We start from the raw sequence: 17,722 nt of genomic DNA, 5'->3' as shown, positions 1-17,722 counted from the left end.
GACGACCGTGCCGGCGCGTCGCCGGTCGACGACGATCCAGCGATTCCCGAGGACCCGGCCGATTCGGACGACGCCGCGATGGCGACGGCCCGCGCTCGCCTGTATGGGGTGCTGGCCGCGACCTTCGACGGCGAGACGGAGGCGATCGCCGCGGCGATCGACCGGGGCACGTTCGCCACCCTCGCCGACGCGCTCCCGGTCGACATCGAGACGGCCGCACTTGGCGGCGGCGACCACGACGCCGAGTCGCTCGCCATCGGGTACGACAACCTGTTCGTCGTGCCGGGGAGCCACTACGTCCCCCCGTTCGCGTCGGCGCACGCGACCGACCCGAGCGAGGAGTTCGAGTCCGATTCGCGGTATCACACCGCCGGCGAGGCCGGCGAACTCCTCGGCGATCCGGCCGCCGATATGGCGCGGCTGTACGCCGCCGCCGGGTTCACGCCCCGACGCGGGGACGACATCCCCGATCACGTGGCCGCGTACTTCGAGTTTATGCGCGCGCTGTGCGAACGGGAGGCAGCCCTCCTCGACGACGGTGCGAGCGAGGGCCGCCTCGAAGCCGTCCGCGAACTCCAGACCCGAACGCTCTCGCGACTGGGGTGGCTCGATCGGTTCGAGGCGGCCGTCGGGAGCCACGACACGGTCGAGGGCGTCTTCGCCACGATCGCTCGCATCGCTCGGACGTTCACCGCGTGGGACGCACAGGAACTCGCCGCCGCCGACCCGCGGCCGTCCGACCCCGAATCACCGTGAGCACCCAATGACCACGACACCCACTTCCGATGCCGACCTCCGTGATCGCCTCCGCGACATCGACGATCCGGTGCTCGACACAGACATCGTCAGCGCCGGACTCGTCACCGACATCGCTCTCGAAGGCGGGACGGCCGCCATCGAACTCGCGCTCGGCGCACCGTACGCACCGGACGAGTCCGCCATCGCGGACCGCGTCCGTGCGGTCGCCGAGGAGGCGGGAATCGAGGTCGAACTCTCGGCCCACGTCCCGCTGTTCGACGCCGCCGAATCGTCGGTCCTGCCCGGCGTTCGAAACGTGATCGCCGTCGCCTCCGGCAAGGGCGGCGTCGGGAAGAGTACCGTCGCCGTCAACCTCGCCGCCGGTCTGGCCGATCGCGGGGCGAACGTCGGGCTCTTCGACGCCGACGTCTACGGGCCGAACGTCCCTCGAATGCTCGGTGTCGACGACGACCCGGACGTGACGACCGTCGACGGCGAGGACCGGATCCAGCCGTCGACCGCCCACGGGCTCGAACTGATGAGCGTCGGACTGCTGATCGACGACGACGATCCGGTGGTCTGGCGCGGTCCGGTCGCACAGAACACGCTCACCGACCTGTTCAGCGACGTTTCGTGGGGGTCGCTGGATTACCTGATCGTCGATCTCCCCCCGGGAACCGGTGACGTTCAGTTGACGGTCCTTCAGCAGCTTCCCGTCACTGGAACCGTGGTCGTCACCACGCCGCAGTCCGTCGCCGTGGACGACGCCCGTCGCGGCGTCGAGCTGTTCGGCGAGTACCGGACCAACGTCTTGGGCGTCGTCGAAAATATGAGCGGGTTCGTCTGCCCCAGTTGCGGGGATTCACACGACATTTTCGGCGAGGACGGCGGCCGATCGCTCGCCGACGCGGTCGACGTTCCGTACCTCGGATCGCTCCCGCTGGATCCGGCGATCCGTTCGGGTGGCGACGCCGGCGAGCCGATCGTCTGCCGCGACGCGGGGGAGACTGCGGAGGCGTTTCGGGACCTGGCGGCGACGGTAGCGAACAAAGTCGGCGTCCTCCGCCGTCACCACCGACAGCAGACGACGAGCTGAATCTGCCCGTCGAACCGTGGCGGCTCCGGGTCGCTGGGGCCTGCGGCAATCCCGGAATACTGGCGGCGGTGCTCGGTTTCGAGTCCGGTCTCACGCGGCCACGGTGCGTTGTGCGAGACGACAGTAACGGGACGTTTCGAAATGGGCCCTAGGGGGTTCGAACCCCTGACCACCCGGTTATGAGCCGAGCGCTCTGACCAGACTGAGCTAAGGGCCCCGCGGTCTACCGTTCCGCGGTCTCCCCCTTAGACGTGTCGTTGGTGGGCGAGCGGGCGCGAACGAGAGCCGAGGCGGACGCTCCGAAGTCGGCGTCGAGAGGAAGTGACGCCGTCGCCAGGGCTCGAACCTGGGACCACCTCGTTAACAGCGAGGTGCTCTACCAACTGAGCTACGACGGCTCGGTGTGCCTGCACACGAACGTACACCGAGGTAGTATGATAGGGCTTTCGTTTTCACCGCACGGGTGCGAGGTGACGGCACGCCGACCGCGACGAACCGCTCGCGTCCCGGCCGCATCGACACCCTTTCGCCGGACCCTCTCGAAGCCGTGACAACGATGGCCGACGCCGACGAGCGACGCCGGGTGATAGAGCGGGTTCGCGAACGCGTCACCCCCGACGCGGCCGAACGCGAGGCGATGCGAGCCGCGGTCTCGACGCTCACCGATGGGATCGAAGCGGAACTCGCGGCCCTCCCCGTCGACGCCGACGTCGTCCAGGTCGGATCGACCGCCCGCGGGACGTGGCTCGCCGGCGACCGAGACATCGATCTCTTCGTGCGGTTTCCGTCCGACCTCGACCGGGAGACGCTGGAGCGCTACGGCCTCGAAATCGGCAACGCGGTCCTCCCCGACGGCCACGAGGAGTACGCCGAACACCCGTACGTGACCGGCGAGTTCGAGGGGTTCGACGTCGACCTCGTGCCCTGCTACGACGTCGGCGACGGCGCCGCGCTCCAGTCGGCGGTCGACCGGACGCCGCATCACAACGCCTACCTGCGCGAACGGATCGACGACGACCTCGCCGGGGAGATGCGCGTTTTCAAGCAGTTCCTGAAGGGGATCGGCGTCTACGGCAGCAACCTCCGAACCCGGGGCTTCTCGGGCTACCTCTCGGAACTGCTCGTTCTCGAACACGGCGACGTGGAGACGCTCCTGGCCGCGGCGGCCGACTGGCACCCGCCGGTCGTCTTCGACCCCGAAGCCCACGGGACGAAATCGCACGACGACCCGCTCGTGGTGGTCGACCCGACGGATCCCGCGCGGAACGTCGCGGCGGTCTGCGCCGCGGAGAACGTCGCCCGCCTCCAGCACTACGCTCGGGCGTTTCTGACGGCCCCGAGCGAGGACCTCTTCGAGCCGCGGGAGCCCGAGCCGATCGGACCGGACGCCGCCGAAGCGCATCTGGATCGCCGCGGGACGACGCCCGTCGCGGTCGTCTTCGACGCCCCGGACCTCGTCGACGACCAGCTCTACCCCCAGCTCCGGAAGTCGCTGGCGGGCGTCCGCGACGAACTCGACCGCCGGGGGTTCGACCCGATTCGGGCGACGACGTTCGCCGACGACCGCGCCGTCCTGTTCGTCGAACTCGCCCACCGGACGCTCCCGGCGATCGAACGCCACGACGGGCCGCCCGTGCACGTCCGCGAGCACGCCGAGGGGTTCTACGAGGCGTACGCGGACGACCCGTCGGAGGGTGCGGACGACGCCCCGCCGGACACCTACGGTCCGTTCGTCGACGGGGAGCGGTACGTCGTCGAGCGCGAGCGGGAGTTCACCGACGCCGCCGAACTGCTCCGCTCGGCGGAACTGTTCGCCGTCGGACTCGGCGCTCGGGTCGAAACGGCGCTCGAAACCGAGTACGACGTGCTCGTCGGCAGCGAGGTCGCGGCGCTCTGTGAGGAGTTCGGACGCGAGTTGGCGTCGTACTTCGATCCGCGGCCCTGACTGCCCGCGAACGAAAGTTCCGGACGCGATGGCGTCTGCGGACCAGAACGTCTACTCGTCGGCTCCTCGCCTCGCCGATCACCGTACTCGCTGACGGACGTCGACGGTCTCGCCGGTCAGGGGCGGTACCTCGGGCGACGCACGCGGGCCGCGCAACGGCGGACGGCTGCAAACGTTTTGATAGTGGGTCACATGTAGCAAGGTGATGGCCTCGGAGACGGAGACGCAACTCGAACGAACGCTCGGGCTGACGGAGGCGTTGATGATCGGTGTGGGGACGATGGTCGGTGCCGGCATCTTCGTTCTCCCGGGGGCGGCGGCCGCCTTGGCCGGCCCGGCGTCGGCGGCGGCGTTCGCGGTCGCCGGCGGTATCGCTATGCTAACCGCGCTGTCGGCCAGCGAACTCGCGACGGCGATGCCGGCGTCGGGCGGCCCGTACCACTTCATCAACAGGGGGCTTGGACCGCTCTTCGGCTCGATCGCCGGGCTGGGCAACTGGCTCGGACTGGCGTTTGCGACGGCGTTTTACGCGGTGGGCTTCGGAAACTACGTTTCTCCGCTGGTGGCCGGGTTGAACCTGAATCTCGGGGTCGCCGCCGCGGTCCCGCTGAGCGGCGCACAGATCGGCGGGCTCGTCGCCGCCATCGTGTTCATCGCCGTCAACTACCTCAGTACGGACGGGACGGGCGACCTGCAAAACGTCATCGTGATCGTCCTGCTGGCGATCCTCGGGGTGTTTATGGCGCTGGGTGCGACGCAGGTCCGGTTCGCGGAACTGACGCCATTCTTTCCGCAGACGACGGGTCCCGGTGCGATCCTCCCCACGACCGCCCTGGTGTTCGTGTCGTACCTGGGATTCGCGCAGGTGGCGACCGTCGCCGGCGAGATCAAGCAACCCGGCACGAACCTCCCGCGGGCGATGGTCGGCAGCGTCCTGCTCGTGACGGTGATCTACGCGGTGTCGATGCTCGTCCTCCTGGGCGTCGTCCCGCTGGACCGCATCGCCGGCGAGGGGACCGCGATCGCCATCGGGGCGCGAGCGGTCTTCGACGGGTTCGGGATCGGCCTCGTCGGCGTCGGGCTGCTGACGTTCGGCGGGTTGCTGGCGACCGCGTCGTCGGCGAACGCGTCAGTGCTGTCGGCCTCGCGCATCAATTACGCGATGGGCCGAGACGGCCTGATGGACGAGCGGCTCTCGGCGATTCACAGCCGGTTCAACACGCCTTACCGGTCGATTGCGCTGACTGGAGCACTCATCGTGGTGTTCATTATCGCGGGGAAGGTCAACGCGCTCGCGAAGGCGGGGAGCGTTCTCCACCTCCTCGTGTACGGGCTGCTGAACGTCTCGCTCATCGCGATGCGCGAGACGGAGGCGATGGGCTACGACCCCGGGTTCGAGGCCCCCGGCTACCCCGTCGTCCCGGTGCTCGGAGCGCTCCTGTCGTTCGGGCTGATCGGTTTTATGGACCTCCAACAGATACTGCTGGCCGGCGCGCTGGTCGTCGGCGGCGTCGTCTGGTACGTCGTGTACGTTCGGAAGCGGGTCGAAGACACGAGTGCGCTGGCCCGATATCGCTCGCCGCCGGACGTCGAAGTCGAGGTCGAGGTCGACTTCGATCTTTCGACGGACGAGGCTGCGGCGGCCCGCGGGGGTGGTTCAGATGCCTGACTGGCGTCGGCCGGCCACAACCCCCGCGGTGCGGACAGCGGTGCGGACGCCGACGTTCAGCGGTGATCACGTATGATCGAGAACCCCAGGATACTGGTACCGATCGACGTATCGGACCCGGACGAACCGGCGCTGGACCTGATCGGAGCGTTGCGACCGCTCCGCATCGTCCTCCTCGGGTACTACCCGGTGCCCGATCAGACGCCACCGCAACAGATCCGGGAAGCGTACGAACAGGACGCCAAGGACGCCCTGGTGGCGAGCGCTCGACGCTTCGCCGACGCCGGGACCGACCTCGAATCGGTGCTGGTGTTCACCCGCGACCGCGTCCAGACGACCGATCGCGTCGCCAACGAGTACGACTGCGACGCCGTGCTCGTCACCGGCGAAGTCACGACGCTGTCTCGCGTGCTCGTGTCGCTCAAGGACGAACAGAATATGTTCCGCGTCCTCGACGTGATCAGGCTCATTATGGAGGGGAATGACCTCGAGGTGACGCTGTTTCACGCCGACAGCGTCGAGCAGGGCAGCGCCAGGTCGGAACTCTACCTCCGTGGGGCGACCGACTGGCTGGTCGAGCAGGGGTTGTCCCGGGAGTCGATCTTCTGGAAGGAACCGACCGCCGAGACACAGCGGAGTGACCTTCTGGACCTGGCGGCATCTCACGACTTCGTCGTGATGGGTGAACACGAACCCGGCATCCGGGAGCGCGTTATCGGCGATCTACCGAACAGCGTTCACGATACCACCGGCCGGGCGGTTCTCGTCGTCCGGAAGGAGCGAGGCGGATGACCGGGGGCGTCCCCACGGTCCTGGTTCCGGTCGACGTCTCGAACCACGAGCGACCCGATCCGGATCTGCTCGATCTGCTCCGGCCCGCGACGGTCGTGCTGGTCGGGTGGTATCCCGTCCCCGACCAGGTCACCCCGGAACAGATGCGAGACGAACACGAGGCGGCGGCCGTCGAACGCATCGAAGAGGTGGCGTCGACGTTCCCCGAAGACAGCGACATCGAGACGCTGGTCGTGTTCACGCCCGACCGGTCGGAGACGGTCGACCGGGTCGCCGAGGAGTACGACGCGTCGGTGATCGTCGTTCCCCGGGACGTTCGGGTCGTCGAACGGGTGTTTGTGCCCGTCCGCGGAGACGTGAATCTCGATCGGATCCTCTCGGTCGTCGCGACCCTGCTGGCGGAGAGCGAGGCGTCGGTCACGCTGTTCCACGCCGCGCCGGCGGGCGACGAAGACCCGTCCGTCGGGCGGACGCTGTTGGAGGGGGCGGTCGACCGCCTGACCGATGCGGGCGTCGATCCGGACCGGATCGCCACCACCACTGTCGAGAGCGAGTCGCCGGTCGACGACATCGTCGACGCCGCGGCCGACCACGACGTCCTGGTCATCGGCGAGACGGAACCGTCGCTGATCGAGCACATCCTTGGCGACGTTCCGACACGGGTACTCGAACGGACCGAGTGTCCGGTGCTCGTCGTCCGCGACACCGACGGCTGACTGCGATCGATACCGACGCCCGACTGCGATCGATACTGACACCTGGCGTTCAGATCGAACGCCGGGGAGACAGGTTCGCGGATCGAGGACCCGCCGCGGCGGTGGGTCAGTCGTCGAGACCGTGCGCCCGGCGCACGTCCGCGACGAGTTGCTCGGTCGACTCGCTGGGCCCGTCGTCGGGTTCCATCGGCGCCCGTCCGTCGAAGGTCTCGTGGACGGTCGCAACGCCCTCAGAGAGCGTGTCGAGGCCGTAGCCGCCCTCCAGAACGAACGCCAGCCCCGCGTCGGTGTCGTCGGCGATCGAGCGAACGCGGTCCGTCAGGAGGGCGTACCCCTCCGTCGAGACGCGCATCCGCGAGATCGGATCGTGACGGTGGGCGTCGAACCCGGCGCTGACGACGAAGAGGTCCGGATCGAACCGCTCGACGACGGGGCGGAGCAGTTCCTCGACCGCGAGGAGGTAGTCCTCGTCGCCCGCGCCAGCCGACAGCGGCACGTTCAGCGTGGTCCCCTCGCCGTCGCCCGCGCCGGTCTCGTCGACCTCGCCGGTCCCGGGATAGAGCCCGTCCTCGTGGATCGACGCGTAGAGGACGTCGCTCTGGTCGTAGAAGATGTCCTGCGTGCCGTTGCCGTGGTGGACGTCCCAGTCGAAGATGACCGCGCGCTCGACCCCGGAGTCGGGGTCGTCGAGGAGCGTCTGGGCGGCGACGGCGGCGTTGTTGATGAAGCAGAATCCCATCGCGTCGTCCGCGACGGCGTGGTGGCCGGGCGGCCGACCGATCGCGAACGGCGTGTCGCGGCCGCTCGCTCCCTCGGCGGCCTCCCGCGCGGCCCACTGCGCGAGTCCCGCCGACGCCGTCGCGGCCGCCCAAGTGTCCTCGGAGGCGACGGTGTCGGGGTCCCAGTTGCCGCCGCCGTCTCGACAGAACTCGCGGATCTCCTCGACGTAGTCGTCGTCGTGGACCGAGGCGACCGAGTCCTCGCCGGCCGGGTCGGCCTCGACGTAGGAGATTCCGTGTCGCTTCGCGAGCGCGCGGCGGATGGCCCGCAGGCGGTCGGCCGTCTCCGGGTGCCGTTCGCCGGTGTCGTGTGCGAGGCAGGTCTCGCTGTAGCCGAACTGCATCGCTACTCGAAGAGGGCGAAGTACGTCTCGATGTCTTCGGCCTGGACGGTCCGACGGTCCGCGTGCCGGGCGAGCGTCGCGGCCGCGCTCGCGACGTTGTCGGCGTAGTCCTCGAGGATGTCCGCCAGCGCGATCCGTGCATCCATCGAGACGCGGTAACGGTCGTCGATCCGGAGGCGGGCGATGCGGTCGATCGGTGCGATCGGCAGTTCGAGGTCGCGGCGGCTCACGACCTGCTGGACGTCGAAGTCCTCGGCCATCAGCGTCTTCCGGTCGTCTGCGGCCGCCCGCTCGGCGGCGTCGACGGCGAGCGCCGCCCCGTGCGCCTGAACGCGGCGAGCGAGCTCCTCGGCGGCACCCGAACTCACCCGGAGGTCGCCGGCTCTCCGTCGAATGATCGCGTCCACGGGGGCGAACGGCAACTCGACACTCATTACCACTATATCGTGTTCGACCGGCGTATAATCCTTTCCGTAGGCCGCTCCTCCCGCCTTCGGCGCTCTCGACGGTGCTGCGGCTCTCGATCGGACCGGCGCGACCGGACGCAGTGGGGCGGTCGCCAAGCCGACGCGCTCGGGGACGTCTATCGTCTGGCCACCGGTTCGGGAACGTCTGTCGGCCGCCCGCTCAGTTCGACCGTTCGACGTCCTCGGCGGTGATCGTCCCGTCGGCGACGGGGCCGCTCACGGTCACCTTCTCGCCGAGCCGTAGCGACTCGTCGGTCTCGACGCTGCGGGTCTCGCTCCCGTCGTCGAGGACGACCGGGCTCCCCGCCTGGACGACTGTCCCGGTGAACGTCTCGGTCTCGGCCTCGCCGTCGGCCCCCGCTGGACGCTCCGCGACGGCCGCCGCGGCGGAGTTGCCGCCGACGTCGCCGGCTGCGCCCCCAGCGGCGGAAGCGGTCGAATCGGACCCGGAACCGCTCGTTTCCGCCGATCCGCCCGCCTCGAACGCCCCGAGTCCCGTCGACTGCGCCGCCTCCGTGTCGGTGTCGGCGGCGTCCTCCGGCGCGTCGTCCATCACGCTGACCGTCGACTGCCACCCCGCGGAAGCTTCGAGGTCGTCCTGCCAGCCGTCCTGGATCTCCACGTCGGTGAAGACCACGTAGTCCGCGAGGTCGATGTCGAGGTCGGCCTTGTCGCCCCACAGGGCGACGCGGATGTCCCCGGTGTCGTCTTTCACCCGCACGTTTCGGACCTGCCCCTCGGAGCCGTCGTCGCGGTCGAACGTCCGCTTCGGGTCGGTCTCGATGACGCCGCCGGCGATGTCGACGGTCTCGCCGATCTCGAGCGACTCGACCTCGCGGGTGTCGGGGACGTACTCGATCTCCTCGTCGATCTCGTCGACCGCGCCGCGGTTGCCAACGTGGAGTTCGAGCGTCCCGTCGCGCTCCCGGACGTAGCCGTCGACGACCTCCGCCGACTCGCCGGCCTCGAACTCGGTCGCGACGTCGGCCTTCTCGTCCCACAGCGTCACGCGGATCCGGCCGGTCGGATCGCCGAGCGTCAGGTTCGCGACGCGGCCCTCCGAGCCGTCGTCGCGGTCGAACGTCCGCACGCTGTCGGTGCTCAGCACCCGACCCTTCAGGTTGACGTCGGAGAGCCCGAGCGCGAGGTCCTCCACGCGGTAGGCGTCCTGCGCCTGCACGTCGACCTCGGCGTCCGGGGCGGGTTCGACCTTGTCGACGTCGACCTCGATCCCGTTGTAGCCGTCCTTCGGCCGGCCGGCCACGCGGAGGGTCTGCCCGGTTTCGAGGCTCTCGACGGCGTCCTCGGCCATATCGTCCCACATCGTGATCCGGATCCGGCCGGACTCGTCGGCGACGTCGACGTTCACGACCTTCCCGTCCTCGTCCTCGCCGTCGCGGTCGAAGGTTCGGATGTCGCCGACGCTCATCACCTTCGCGAGGAACTTCACGTCGTCCATCCCCGGCGCGACGTCGGCGACGCCCTCGACCTCCTCGTCGCGGAGTTCGTGGGCGATGAGCATCGCCGCGGTCTCCTCGTCGGCGAGGCCGCCCATCTGTTCGACCTTGTCCTCGACGGCGGCCTCGAACTCCTCGAAGTCGACGTCGGTGTCGAGATCCTCGTACACGTCCTCGATCGCGCCCATCTACGCGACACCCCCGTCGCGCCGACGGCCGTCGGGTCCGAGCGCGAAACCCGCGGTTCGAACGGCTACGGCCACAGACATATCCACAGCCAAGGCAGGACGCCGCTTAAGCGTTGTCTTGTCGGCGGTGTCGATCCGGAGTCGGGCCACGGTCCTCTCCCGCGCACCGCCGGCTACGACCCCTCGCAGTCTCTCGATTCCGCTGTCGATTCCTGGCACACCGGGTGTGGTCCCGGCTTCGTATAAGAACGTTCGCGGCCGGGAATCCCACGTACGTCCGGCCGCTCACCTCGTCACGTCGACGACTGTTCGACGCCCATCGACGTCATCGTGGACGACGCGGACGCTCGTGACGCTCGTACCGTCCGTCTCGATGTCGACCTCGTACCCCAAGTTCACCAGCGCCTCGGTGCACGCCTCGTCCTCTTCGCGCTCCTCGACGGCCGCGACGACGACGGTCAGTGCTTCCGTTTCGGTGTCGTAATCGACCTCCTGTAACCGCTGGACGTTACAGCCGTTGTTCCCGACGACGCACCCGACGACAGAGATCGCCTCGTCGCCGAAACTCACTGTCGCCTCGCCCGGATTCGGACACTCCTCGCGCGGGACGAGTGTGGCCGAGACGCGTCCCGGCGTCACTGTGCCGTCGGGCGTGTCGGGCTCGTCGCTCGGCGTCTCCGTCTCGCTTTGCTCGTCGGTGGTGTCCGTCCCCCCTGGATCGTCCGGGCCGGAATCGCCGGTGCAACCGGCGAGTGCGAGCGGGAGGGAGACAGCGAGGCCGGACAGGACGGTTCGACGTCGCATACCGTACCGTAGGACGGGTGGTTCAAAAGGCGTGCCGGAGATTCAAACGGACCCTTGTCCCATCCGGACGTCGCAGTCGGATGCGCCGTCGAAGCGCGCGTCGGCGACGACTCAGTCGCCGCCGGGGACGACGTTGCCGAGTCGATTTCTCCCGTGCGCCCAGACGCCGTCGTCGAGGTCGAGCGCGTCGTTCCACTTGCCGACGACGGTCGAGACGGCGAGGTCGCCGGTGACGTTGTTCATCGTCGCGATCCGGCCGAGGATCGGGTCGACGCCGGCGACGAAGCCGACGACCTCCAGCGGGAGGCCGACCTGCGTGAGGATGACCGTGAGCATCACGATCCCCGCGCCGGGGACGCCCGCGGTGCCGATGCTGATGAGGACGGCGACCAGGAGGACGAACGCCTGCTCGGTCAGCGCGAGCGGCTGGCCGACGACGTTGGCCGCGAACATCACCGTGATCGCCTGCCGGATGGCCGCCCCGTCCATGTTCGCCGTCGCGCCCACCGGGAGCGCGAAGGAGTAGACGCGCTCTTCGATCCGCAGGTCCTCCTCGGCGTTCCGCATCGTCACGGGCAGCGTGCCGCTGGAGGAGCGCGTCGCGAACGCGGTCAGCATCGCGTCCTTCGCGCCCGCGAGGAATGCAATCGGCGAGACGCCGGCGACGACGCCCATCAGGAGGAACAGATACGTGAAGACGATGTGGAGCGTGATGCCCACCGCAACGGCCAGGACGAGCGCGCCGAGCGAGGTGAACACGCCGATCCCTTCGGTTCCGATCCCGGCGGCCATCAGCGCGAAGACGCCGACGACGCCGTATTCGAGCACGCCGCGGACGACGACGAACATCGCCTCCGCGCCGACCTCGAAGGCCTCGAACACGGAGTCGACGCTCTCGGCGTACTCCTCCTTCCGCGCGCGAACGTAGGTGAGCGCGATGCCGAAGACGATGACGAAGAAGACCGTTCCGAGGAGGTTGCCGTCGGCCATCGCCGCAACCGGATTGTTCGGGACGAGGCCCAGGAGGACCTCCGTGACCGCCGGCGGGGCCTGCGACTGCGCCTCGCCGCCGGCGAACTCGACGCCGCGACCCGGCTGGAGGACGTTCGCGACGGCCAGTCCGATGATTCCGGCGATGGTCGTCGTCACCGCGTATAGCCCGACGGTCGCCCCGCCGATCCGGCCGAGCCGAGCGGGCGAGAGCTGTCTGATCCCGGTCAGGAGCGTGAACACGATGATCGGGATGACGAGCATATTGAGCAGCCGAAGGAACAGGTCGCCCAGCGGCGCGACGACGGCCATCTGCTCGCCGAAGACGATGCCCGCTGCGGAGCCGAGCACGAAGGCGACGAAGATCCGATAGATGAGCGCGACGGATCGGTATTGTCGCCAGAGGGAACTGACTGGATTCGCCATACGTGAGCGCAAGATACAGGTACCTAAAGGCCCCCGCGTTCTGTCAGCATCTGAAGCCAACTCTGACGACGAGGTTCTGTAGATATGTCCGGTCATTCCGAAGTATTCTAGAAGTAAGTCAATTACAGCCGGGTACTCTGTGTCTTGTTTTTCTCCGCCCGGCATATCGCCCGTAGAACGAAATGTCGGATCCCCATAGATGACAGAAAATATTGCTGCTTGAACGCGCGATTCGGACCCGACTGCGGCGGTTCGTCGGCGTGTGCTGCAGTGCCGCGGTCTCGTCGCATCGTAACCCTCATAAGTGAACCCGCAGTACGGAGAGATGAGTCCTGGTAGGGTAGTGGACTATCCTCTTGGCTTGCGGAGCCAGGGACCGGAGTTCAAATCTCCGTCAGGACGCTTCTGCGAGACGCAACACGACGAGCGGAGCGAGGAGTCTGCGTCTCGCGAAACTCCGACCGGAGGTTTGAGCAGCGAGCAAATCTGTGATTTGCGAGTGAGTTCAAATCTTCGTCAGGACGCTACATTGTACCGGCGCTACGCGACGAGCGTCGCGTGCGGCCGGCGTTTTCGTGAATCGACTCGCCGACGGCGGCAGCGCTGGGCGGCACGCGCGCAGCCGACGGTCACGATTCCGATTCCGCCTGACGACCCGACGGCGTCGCTGCGGGGGGTGCCCGCCCCGACTCACCAGGTCGGCTTGCTGCGGCCGCGTCGAACGAATAGCGCTAAATGCTTCCGGTATCTCGGACACGGTAGGGTCGAGTAATTTCCGCATCGCGGTGCGATCTGACGGGGAACCGCGATTGAACGCCTAGTGTGAATCCGGTTGCACGGGCGCTCAGAACCGAGGAATCGTCAGCTTCGCGCCGCTCGTCCGTGACCGGCGTACCCCGCACCCGCGGCCGACACGTCACACATCCGACTGTACACGAATGTTCCGGAATATGACACGGCGCGACGTAACGCGCTCGCTCCCCGGCATCGCTCTCCTCGCCGTCGGCGGCGTCCTCGCGCACCTGCTTGCGACGACGGTCCTCGGCGTCAATCGACTGCTCCTGGCGGTCGGGCTTGGCGTCCTGCTCGCGAACGCCGTCGGCGTTCCCGACTGGGCCGCGGCCGGCGTCGAGACGCGCGACCGCTGGCTGGAACTCGGCATCGTCCTGATGGGTGCCCGGGTCGCGGTCGATCAGTTGCTGGCGACGGGCCCGACGCTCCTCTTGCTCGTCGTCGGATTCCTGGCGTTCAGTCTCGTGTTCGTCGAACTCCTGGCCCGGGAGGTGTTCGGGATTCCCGATCGGCTCGGGTCGCTGCTGGCCGCGGGGTACTCGATCTGCGGGGTCTCAGCCATCGTCGCGGTTTCGAGCGGGGTTCGCGCGAAGGGCGAACAGATCGCCTACGCGGTCGCGACGATCCTCCTCTTCGACGCGATGACGCTCGCGATCTACCCGGTGATCGGACGCCTGCTCGCCCTCCCGGACGTCGTCTTCGGCGTCTGGTCCGGGATCAGTATGGTCAGCACGGGTCCGGTCGTGGCGGCCGGATTCGCCTACTCCGAGCAGGCGGGTCAGTGGGCGACGATCACCAAACTCGGCCGGAACGTGTTCATCGGGGTCGTCGCCGTCCTGTACGCCGTCTACTACGCCCGGCGCGATAGCGTCGGCGACGCGACGGGAGTCGCCGACTGGCGGTCCCTCTGGGCGCAGTTTCCGACGTTCGTGCTCGGGTTCGTCGCCGTCGCGGCCGTCGCCAGCGCGGGACTGCTCTCACCGGGCGTCGTCTCGCTCTTCGAACGCGGCTACCAGTGGCTGTTTCTCCTCGCGTTCGTCGGTCTGGGAACGAGCATCGAAATCGAGAACCTCCGGAACACCGGCATCGAACCGCTGCTCGTCGTCTTGACGGCGCTCGGAACAGTCAGCGTCCTGTCTCTCCTCGCTTCGATCCTCGTGTTCGGCTGACGAGCGACGCCGGGCGGCCCCGGACGCTCGCACGTCCGACTGGATCCGCCCGGAGCCGCGCCCGGTTCACTCCTCCTCGTACCGCGACGGCGCGTCTGACGCGTCGTCGTCGGCCGGCCGAACGGAGGACGTCGTCCCACTTCGAAGTCGCCGCGGCTTCGATTCCTCCGTCGACGACGAGCGCGAGTCTTCGTCCGCCGTCCACGACTCGTGGCACGAGAGGCAGTAATTGCCGGCGTAGCCGTTCGGCCGGACGAACTCCGTCCCGCAGTCGAGGCAGGTCACGTGCGTCCGCGTCATCGGTCTCGGCGTGGGTAGGCGGGGTGTTTGATCATCGTGCGTGCGAGTGTTCGAAGGGGCCGCAGTCGGATAAGTTCGTCACCGACGGAGGACGCACGTCGTCTGCGGGCCGAGGACGCTTTCCCGTCCTCCGCGCATCGACGCTGCCTCGTCGTCAGCGCGCCGAGGACGTGTGTCCGCCGCGTGTCGACTCGTTTCGCCCGCGAGCGTCGACTATTTACTCGCGCGACGACGACTTCCGAGCGTGCAGGAGGCGCTCCGAATCGGGATCGCGGTGTTCAACGCGGGCGATTACCACGTCGCCCACGAGGCCTGGGAAGAGCCGTGGCTCGCCTTGGCGGAGGGAACGTCAGAGGAACGGTTACTCCACGGCCTCATCCAGTACGCCGCGGCGGTTCACCACGGCCGTCGCCGAAACTGGAGCGGCCAGCGCGGACTGGCCGAGAGCGGTGAGCGATATCTCGCGGCCGTCGACGAAGGGTGCCCGGTCAACGTCGACGAGATCCGAGCGTATCTGCGCCGCCTCGCTGCGGACCCGGAACTCGCGGAGCGCCGTCGGCCGCCCGCGCTCCGCTATGCGGGCGACGCTATCGAACCGACCGACTTGTCGTTCGAGGCGGTCGCGACCGCGGTGACGCTCCTGGCGAGCGAATACGACGCGTTCGACGCGGCGGTCGTCGACGACGCGGTCCGCTACGCTCGCGAGGAGTTGGGAGACGACAGTTCACCTCGGGGAACCCCGCAGCGGCGCTCCCGCGGCTTCGTCGGGATGCTGTTCGCGTTCGCCGCCGACCGCGACCAGCGGTCGATCGTCTACGAGCGGCTGCGGGGACACGTCGAACGGCGTCGAAGCAGAGAGTCGGACGTTTCGGGGCTGTTCGAGAAGTAGAGAGTAGAGCCCCCGTCGAACGGCTTCCGGGACGTCGCGTCCGGGATTACGCGGGCGCGGCGGCCTTCTTCTTCTCTTCGGACTGTTCCTTGACGAACGTCACCGGGCAGTCGGCCTCGACCAGCACCTTCTGCGCCGTCGATCCGAACAGGGCTTTGCCCGTCGCCGAGCGGCTGCGGCCGCCGACGACGACGAGGTCGGCGTCGTCAGACTCGCTCTGTCGGAGGATGGCGTCGCTGGTCTCGCCGAGCGCACCGCGGACGACGTAGTCGACCCCCGCGTCGTCGAGCCGGGTCGTAATCTCGCGGCCGATCCGCGACCGGCGCGCGATGTCGTCGGGGGTGACCTCCGAGTCGTCGTCGATGTTCAGTTTCGTCGAGATCGTGTCGTACTGCTCTCGGTCGAAGACGTGGAGCAGGACGATCGTGCCGTCGGGATCGACGATCGAGGTCGCCGTGTCGAAGAGTTCGTCGATTCGCTGTTCGTCGTTTCTGCTGAAGGCCAGCAGTACTGTATTCATACTCATCGTAGTTGTACCAACGCGCCACAGCTACTTGAATCTTTTGAGATTTTTACTTAGATCTGAGTTAATATTTGATACAATTCGACCAACCGACCGGTTCGGTCGGGCAAGTCGTCTCTCCGCCGAGTGCAGGACCGTCGCTGGGGCCCCGAGTAAAAAGAGTTATTTCGAGGTGAGTTCACTTTTTCACGATGCCCAATCGACCGTCCAACAGGGACCCGGACGTCGGCGGTGATCCGCCGCGTTCACAGTGGAGTCGCGAGCAGGCCGCCGGGATCGAGCGCACTCCCGAGACGGTCGCCCCCATCATCTACCCGCCGGAATCGACGCCCGCCGAGGACGTTCACGTCTGGGACACGTGGCTGCTGCGGGACCGACACGGACGGCTGGCGGACGTCGACGGCTGGCGCGTCGTGTTCTCGCTCACGGCCCCCAGCGACCTCCTCCCGGGCAAGCGTCACGACGTGGCTCGGATCCGGTATTTCTACTCCCGCGACGGCCGGCAGTGGCACGACGGCGGTCCCGTGTTCGCCGACGACGCCCTCGGTCAGCGGCAGTGGGCCGGGTCGGCGCTGTACGACGACGGCGACGTCTACCTCTACTACACCGCCGCGGGAACGGAGACCGCGTCCGAACTCACGTACACGCAGCGCCTCGTGGGGGCCTCCGGCGGGACGATCACGACGACCGAATCGTCGCTCTCGGTCGACGGTCCGTGGACGCACCGGGAACTTCTCAGGCCGGACGGCGAGTGGTACGAGACCGAATCGCAGTCTCGCGGGATGATCTACACCTTCCGCGATCCGTGGTTCTACGAGGACCCCGAGACGGGCGAGGTCTGCCTGCTGTTCGAGGCCAACGCGCCGGTCCCGGAGGGCAGCGACCGCTGCGGCGGCGACGCCGCGCTGCAGGAGTTCAACGGGGCCGTCGGCGTCGCGGTGTCGCCCTCGGGCGATCCGATGGAGTGGGAACTCCGCCCGCCGATCCTCGAGAGCATCTGTACCAACCAGGAACTCGAACGGCCGCACGTGGTCCACTGGGAGGGTCGGTACTACCTCTTCGTCTCCAGCCATATGCACACGTTCGCGCCGGGACTCGACGGGTACGACGCGCTCTACGGCTTCGTGGCCGACTCCCTAGGCGGGCCCTACCGACCGCTGAACGAGTCCGGACTGGTAGTCACGAACCCCCACAACGCCCCGTTCCAGGCGTACTCGTGGATGGCGTTCCCCCACCACGAGGAGATCCTCGTCGAGAGCTTCTTCAACTACTTCGACTTCGCCGGCGACTCCCTCGACGAGATCGCGCACCTCACGGAGCGCGAACAGCGACGCCGGTTCGGTGGGACCCTGGGCCCGACGATCCGCCTCACCGTCGACGGCGACCGCACGCGAGTGCTCGGCACGCTCGATCACTGGCACATCCCGACGCTGAACGAGTCGCTGCCGGGCTTCGACGTCGACGACCCCGCCGGACCCGTCCCCGAGGACGAGGACGGACCGCTCGGGCCGTCGGCCCGACGCGACTTCCGGGACGCCGAGTACGTCGACCGCGACGATTCGGCGACCGACGGCGGTACGGGCGAGACGTGGATCGAGTCCCCGGGATCGTACGGCAGCTACTCGACGTAGCGCGGCA

General features: G+C 68.1%; 17 protein-coding genes and 3 tRNA genes. 10 read left to right on the top strand and 10 right to left on the bottom strand.

Annotated elements, in window-relative coordinates:
* Window positions 1-78: 78 nt before the first annotated feature.
* Window positions 79-756 carry a TorD/DmsD family molecular chaperone gene (locus tag NO360_RS05735; RefSeq protein ID WP_345780185.1) on the top strand — a complete coding sequence of 226 codons (678 nt, stop codon included), beginning with the start codon at window positions 79-81 and terminating at the stop codon, window positions 754-756.
* Window positions 757-763: 7 nt separating this feature from the next.
* Window positions 764-1,834, top strand: coding sequence for an Mrp/NBP35 family ATP-binding protein (locus tag NO360_RS05730; RefSeq protein WP_256306585.1), 1,071 nt, complete (start codon window positions 764-766; stop codon window positions 1,832-1,834).
* Window positions 1,835-1,976: 142 nt separating this feature from the next.
* Here NO360_RS05730 and NO360_RS05725 read toward each other — a convergent pair.
* Window positions 1,977-2,051: transfer RNA gene (locus tag NO360_RS05725), tRNA-Ile, on the bottom strand.
* Window positions 2,052-2,159: 108 nt separating this feature from the next.
* Window positions 2,160-2,232: transfer RNA gene (locus NO360_RS05720), tRNA-Asn, on the bottom strand.
* Window positions 2,233-2,390: 158 nt separating this feature from the next.
* Between NO360_RS05720 and cca the strand changes: the two genes are divergently transcribed.
* The 4 genes from cca (at window position 2,391) to NO360_RS05700 (ending at window position 6,956) form a co-directional block, all read left to right on the top strand.
* A complete protein-coding gene (cca, locus tag NO360_RS05715) occupies window positions 2,391-3,779 on the top strand; it encodes a CCA tRNA nucleotidyltransferase (RefSeq protein WP_256306584.1) in 1,389 nt (462 codons plus the stop codon).
* A 205-nt stretch (window positions 3,780-3,984) separates the two neighbouring features.
* Window positions 3,985-5,448 carry an APC family permease gene (locus tag NO360_RS05710; RefSeq protein WP_256306583.1) on the top strand — a complete coding sequence of 488 codons (1,464 nt, stop codon included), beginning with the start codon at window positions 3,985-3,987 and terminating at the stop codon, window positions 5,446-5,448.
* Between the two features lie 72 nt (window positions 5,449-5,520).
* Complete coding sequence (locus NO360_RS05705) at window positions 5,521-6,240, top strand: universal stress protein (protein WP_256306582.1); 720 nt, start codon at window positions 5,521-5,523, stop codon at window positions 6,238-6,240.
* On the top strand, window positions 6,237-6,956 hold the full coding sequence (locus NO360_RS05700) for a universal stress protein (RefSeq protein WP_256306580.1): 720 nt from the start codon (window positions 6,237-6,239) through the stop codon (window positions 6,954-6,956). Before NO360_RS05705 ends, NO360_RS05700 begins: the two co-directional genes overlap by 4 nt.
* Before the next feature lie 106 nt (window positions 6,957-7,062).
* Here the strand turns inward: NO360_RS05700 and NO360_RS05695 are convergent, their stop codons facing one another.
* From NO360_RS05695 to NO360_RS05670, 6 genes are all read right to left on the bottom strand, one after another.
* A complete protein-coding gene (locus tag NO360_RS05695) occupies window positions 7,063-8,079 on the bottom strand; it encodes a histone deacetylase family protein (RefSeq protein WP_256306578.1) in 1,017 nt (338 codons plus the stop codon).
* Window positions 8,080-8,081: 2 nt separating this feature from the next.
* Window positions 8,082-8,513, bottom strand: coding sequence for a histone (locus tag NO360_RS05690; protein ID WP_103992844.1), 432 nt, complete (start codon window positions 8,511-8,513; stop codon window positions 8,082-8,084).
* Between the two features lie 193 nt (window positions 8,514-8,706).
* The gene (locus NO360_RS05685; protein ID WP_256306575.1) at window positions 8,707-10,191 is read right to left on the bottom strand and encodes a single-stranded DNA binding protein; all 1,485 of its coding nucleotides are present in this window, start codon (window positions 10,189-10,191) and stop codon (window positions 8,707-8,709) included.
* Window positions 10,192-10,410, bottom strand: coding sequence for a hypothetical protein (locus NO360_RS05680; protein ID WP_256306574.1), 219 nt, complete (start codon window positions 10,408-10,410; stop codon window positions 10,192-10,194).
* A 66-nt stretch (window positions 10,411-10,476) separates the two neighbouring features.
* The gene (locus NO360_RS05675) at window positions 10,477-10,995 is read right to left on the bottom strand and encodes a hypothetical protein (protein ID WP_256306573.1); all 519 of its coding nucleotides are present in this window, start codon (window positions 10,993-10,995) and stop codon (window positions 10,477-10,479) included.
* 111 nt (window positions 10,996-11,106) lie between these two features.
* On the bottom strand, window positions 11,107-12,411 hold the full coding sequence (locus NO360_RS05670) for a dicarboxylate/amino acid:cation symporter (RefSeq protein ID WP_256306572.1): 1,305 nt from the start codon (window positions 12,409-12,411) through the stop codon (window positions 11,107-11,109).
* A 329-nt stretch (window positions 12,412-12,740) separates the two neighbouring features.
* On the opposite strand from NO360_RS05670, the gene NO360_RS05665 reads away from it, so the two are divergent.
* Both NO360_RS05665 and NO360_RS05660 read left to right on the top strand, forming a co-directional pair.
* Window positions 12,741-12,813, top strand: a tRNA-Arg gene (locus NO360_RS05665).
* 548 nt (window positions 12,814-13,361) lie between these two features.
* Window positions 13,362-14,372: a YeiH family protein gene (locus tag NO360_RS05660; protein WP_256306571.1), complete on the top strand. Its 1,011-nt coding sequence runs from the start codon at window positions 13,362-13,364 to the stop codon at window positions 14,370-14,372.
* Window positions 14,373-14,438: 66 nt separating this feature from the next.
* On the opposite strand, the gene NO360_RS05655 is transcribed toward NO360_RS05660, so the two are convergent.
* Window positions 14,439-14,672, bottom strand: a complete 234-nt coding sequence (locus NO360_RS05655; RefSeq protein ID WP_256306570.1) for a DUF4685 domain-containing protein — start codon at window positions 14,670-14,672, stop codon at window positions 14,439-14,441.
* A 244-nt stretch (window positions 14,673-14,916) separates the two neighbouring features.
* Here NO360_RS05655 and NO360_RS05650 point away from each other — a divergent pair, with 244 nt between their 5' ends.
* Window positions 14,917-15,561, top strand: coding sequence for a DUF309 domain-containing protein (locus NO360_RS05650; protein WP_256306569.1), 645 nt, complete (start codon window positions 14,917-14,919; stop codon window positions 15,559-15,561).
* A 46-nt stretch (window positions 15,562-15,607) separates the two neighbouring features.
* Here NO360_RS05650 and NO360_RS05645 read toward each other — a convergent pair whose 3' ends face one another.
* A complete protein-coding gene (locus NO360_RS05645) occupies window positions 15,608-16,087 on the bottom strand; it encodes a universal stress protein (protein WP_256306568.1) in 480 nt (159 codons plus the stop codon).
* A gap of 188 nt (window positions 16,088-16,275) precedes the next feature.
* Between NO360_RS05645 and NO360_RS05640 the strand changes: the two genes are divergently transcribed.
* On the top strand, window positions 16,276-17,715 hold the full coding sequence (locus tag NO360_RS05640; RefSeq protein ID WP_256306567.1) for a glycoside hydrolase family 68 protein: 1,440 nt from the start codon (window positions 16,276-16,278) through the stop codon (window positions 17,713-17,715).
* Window positions 17,716-17,722 lie beyond the last annotated feature (7 nt).

This window comes from Halobellus litoreus (genome assembly GCF_024464595.1).
In the GTDB taxonomy this organism is placed as follows: domain Archaea; phylum Halobacteriota; class Halobacteria; order Halobacteriales; family Haloferacaceae; genus Haloquadratum; species Haloquadratum litoreum.
Note: the sequence above shows the minus strand (reverse complement) of the source record. Positions and strands in the feature narration are given on the sequence as shown.

What these genes read in the sequence shown, in the direction of transcription:
- NO360_RS05735 (WP_345780185.1), top strand. Translation starts at nt 79, where the DNA reads ATGGCGACGGCCCGCGCTCGCCTGTATGGGGTGCTGGCCGCGACCTTC.
- NO360_RS05730 (WP_256306585.1), top strand. Translation starts at nt 764, where the DNA reads ATGACCACGACACCCACTTCCGATGCCGACCTCCGTGATCGCCTCCGC.
- cca (WP_256306584.1), top strand. Translation starts at nt 2,391, where the DNA reads ATGGCCGACGCCGACGAGCGACGCCGGGTGATAGAGCGGGTTCGCGAA.
- NO360_RS05695 (WP_256306578.1), bottom strand. Translation starts at nt 8,079, where the DNA reads ATGCAGTTCGGCTACAGCGAGACCTGCCTCGCACACGACACCGGCGAA.
- NO360_RS05675 (WP_256306573.1), bottom strand. Translation starts at nt 10,995, where the DNA reads ATGCGACGTCGAACCGTCCTGTCCGGCCTCGCTGTCTCCCTCCCGCTC.
- NO360_RS05700 (WP_256306580.1), top strand. Translation starts at nt 6,237, where the DNA reads ATGACCGGGGGCGTCCCCACGGTCCTGGTTCCGGTCGACGTCTCGAAC.
- NO360_RS05655 (WP_256306570.1), bottom strand. Translation starts at nt 14,672, where the DNA reads ATGACGCGGACGCACGTGACCTGCCTCGACTGCGGGACGGAGTTCGTC.
- NO360_RS05670 (WP_256306572.1), bottom strand. Translation starts at nt 12,411, where the DNA reads ATGGCGAATCCAGTCAGTTCCCTCTGGCGACAATACCGATCCGTCGCG.
- NO360_RS05705 (WP_256306582.1), top strand. Translation starts at nt 5,521, where the DNA reads ATGATCGAGAACCCCAGGATACTGGTACCGATCGACGTATCGGACCCG.
- NO360_RS05690 (WP_103992844.1), bottom strand. Translation starts at nt 8,513, where the DNA reads ATGAGTGTCGAGTTGCCGTTCGCCCCCGTGGACGCGATCATTCGACGG.
- NO360_RS05685 (WP_256306575.1), bottom strand. Translation starts at nt 10,191, where the DNA reads ATGGGCGCGATCGAGGACGTGTACGAGGATCTCGACACCGACGTCGAC.
- NO360_RS05640 (WP_256306567.1), top strand. Translation starts at nt 16,276, where the DNA reads ATGCCCAATCGACCGTCCAACAGGGACCCGGACGTCGGCGGTGATCCG.
- NO360_RS05710 (WP_256306583.1), top strand. Translation starts at nt 3,985, where the DNA reads ATGGCCTCGGAGACGGAGACGCAACTCGAACGAACGCTCGGGCTGACG.
- NO360_RS05645 (WP_256306568.1), bottom strand. Translation starts at nt 16,087, where the DNA reads ATGAGTATGAATACAGTACTGCTGGCCTTCAGCAGAAACGACGAACAG.
- NO360_RS05660 (WP_256306571.1), top strand. Translation starts at nt 13,362, where the DNA reads ATGACACGGCGCGACGTAACGCGCTCGCTCCCCGGCATCGCTCTCCTC.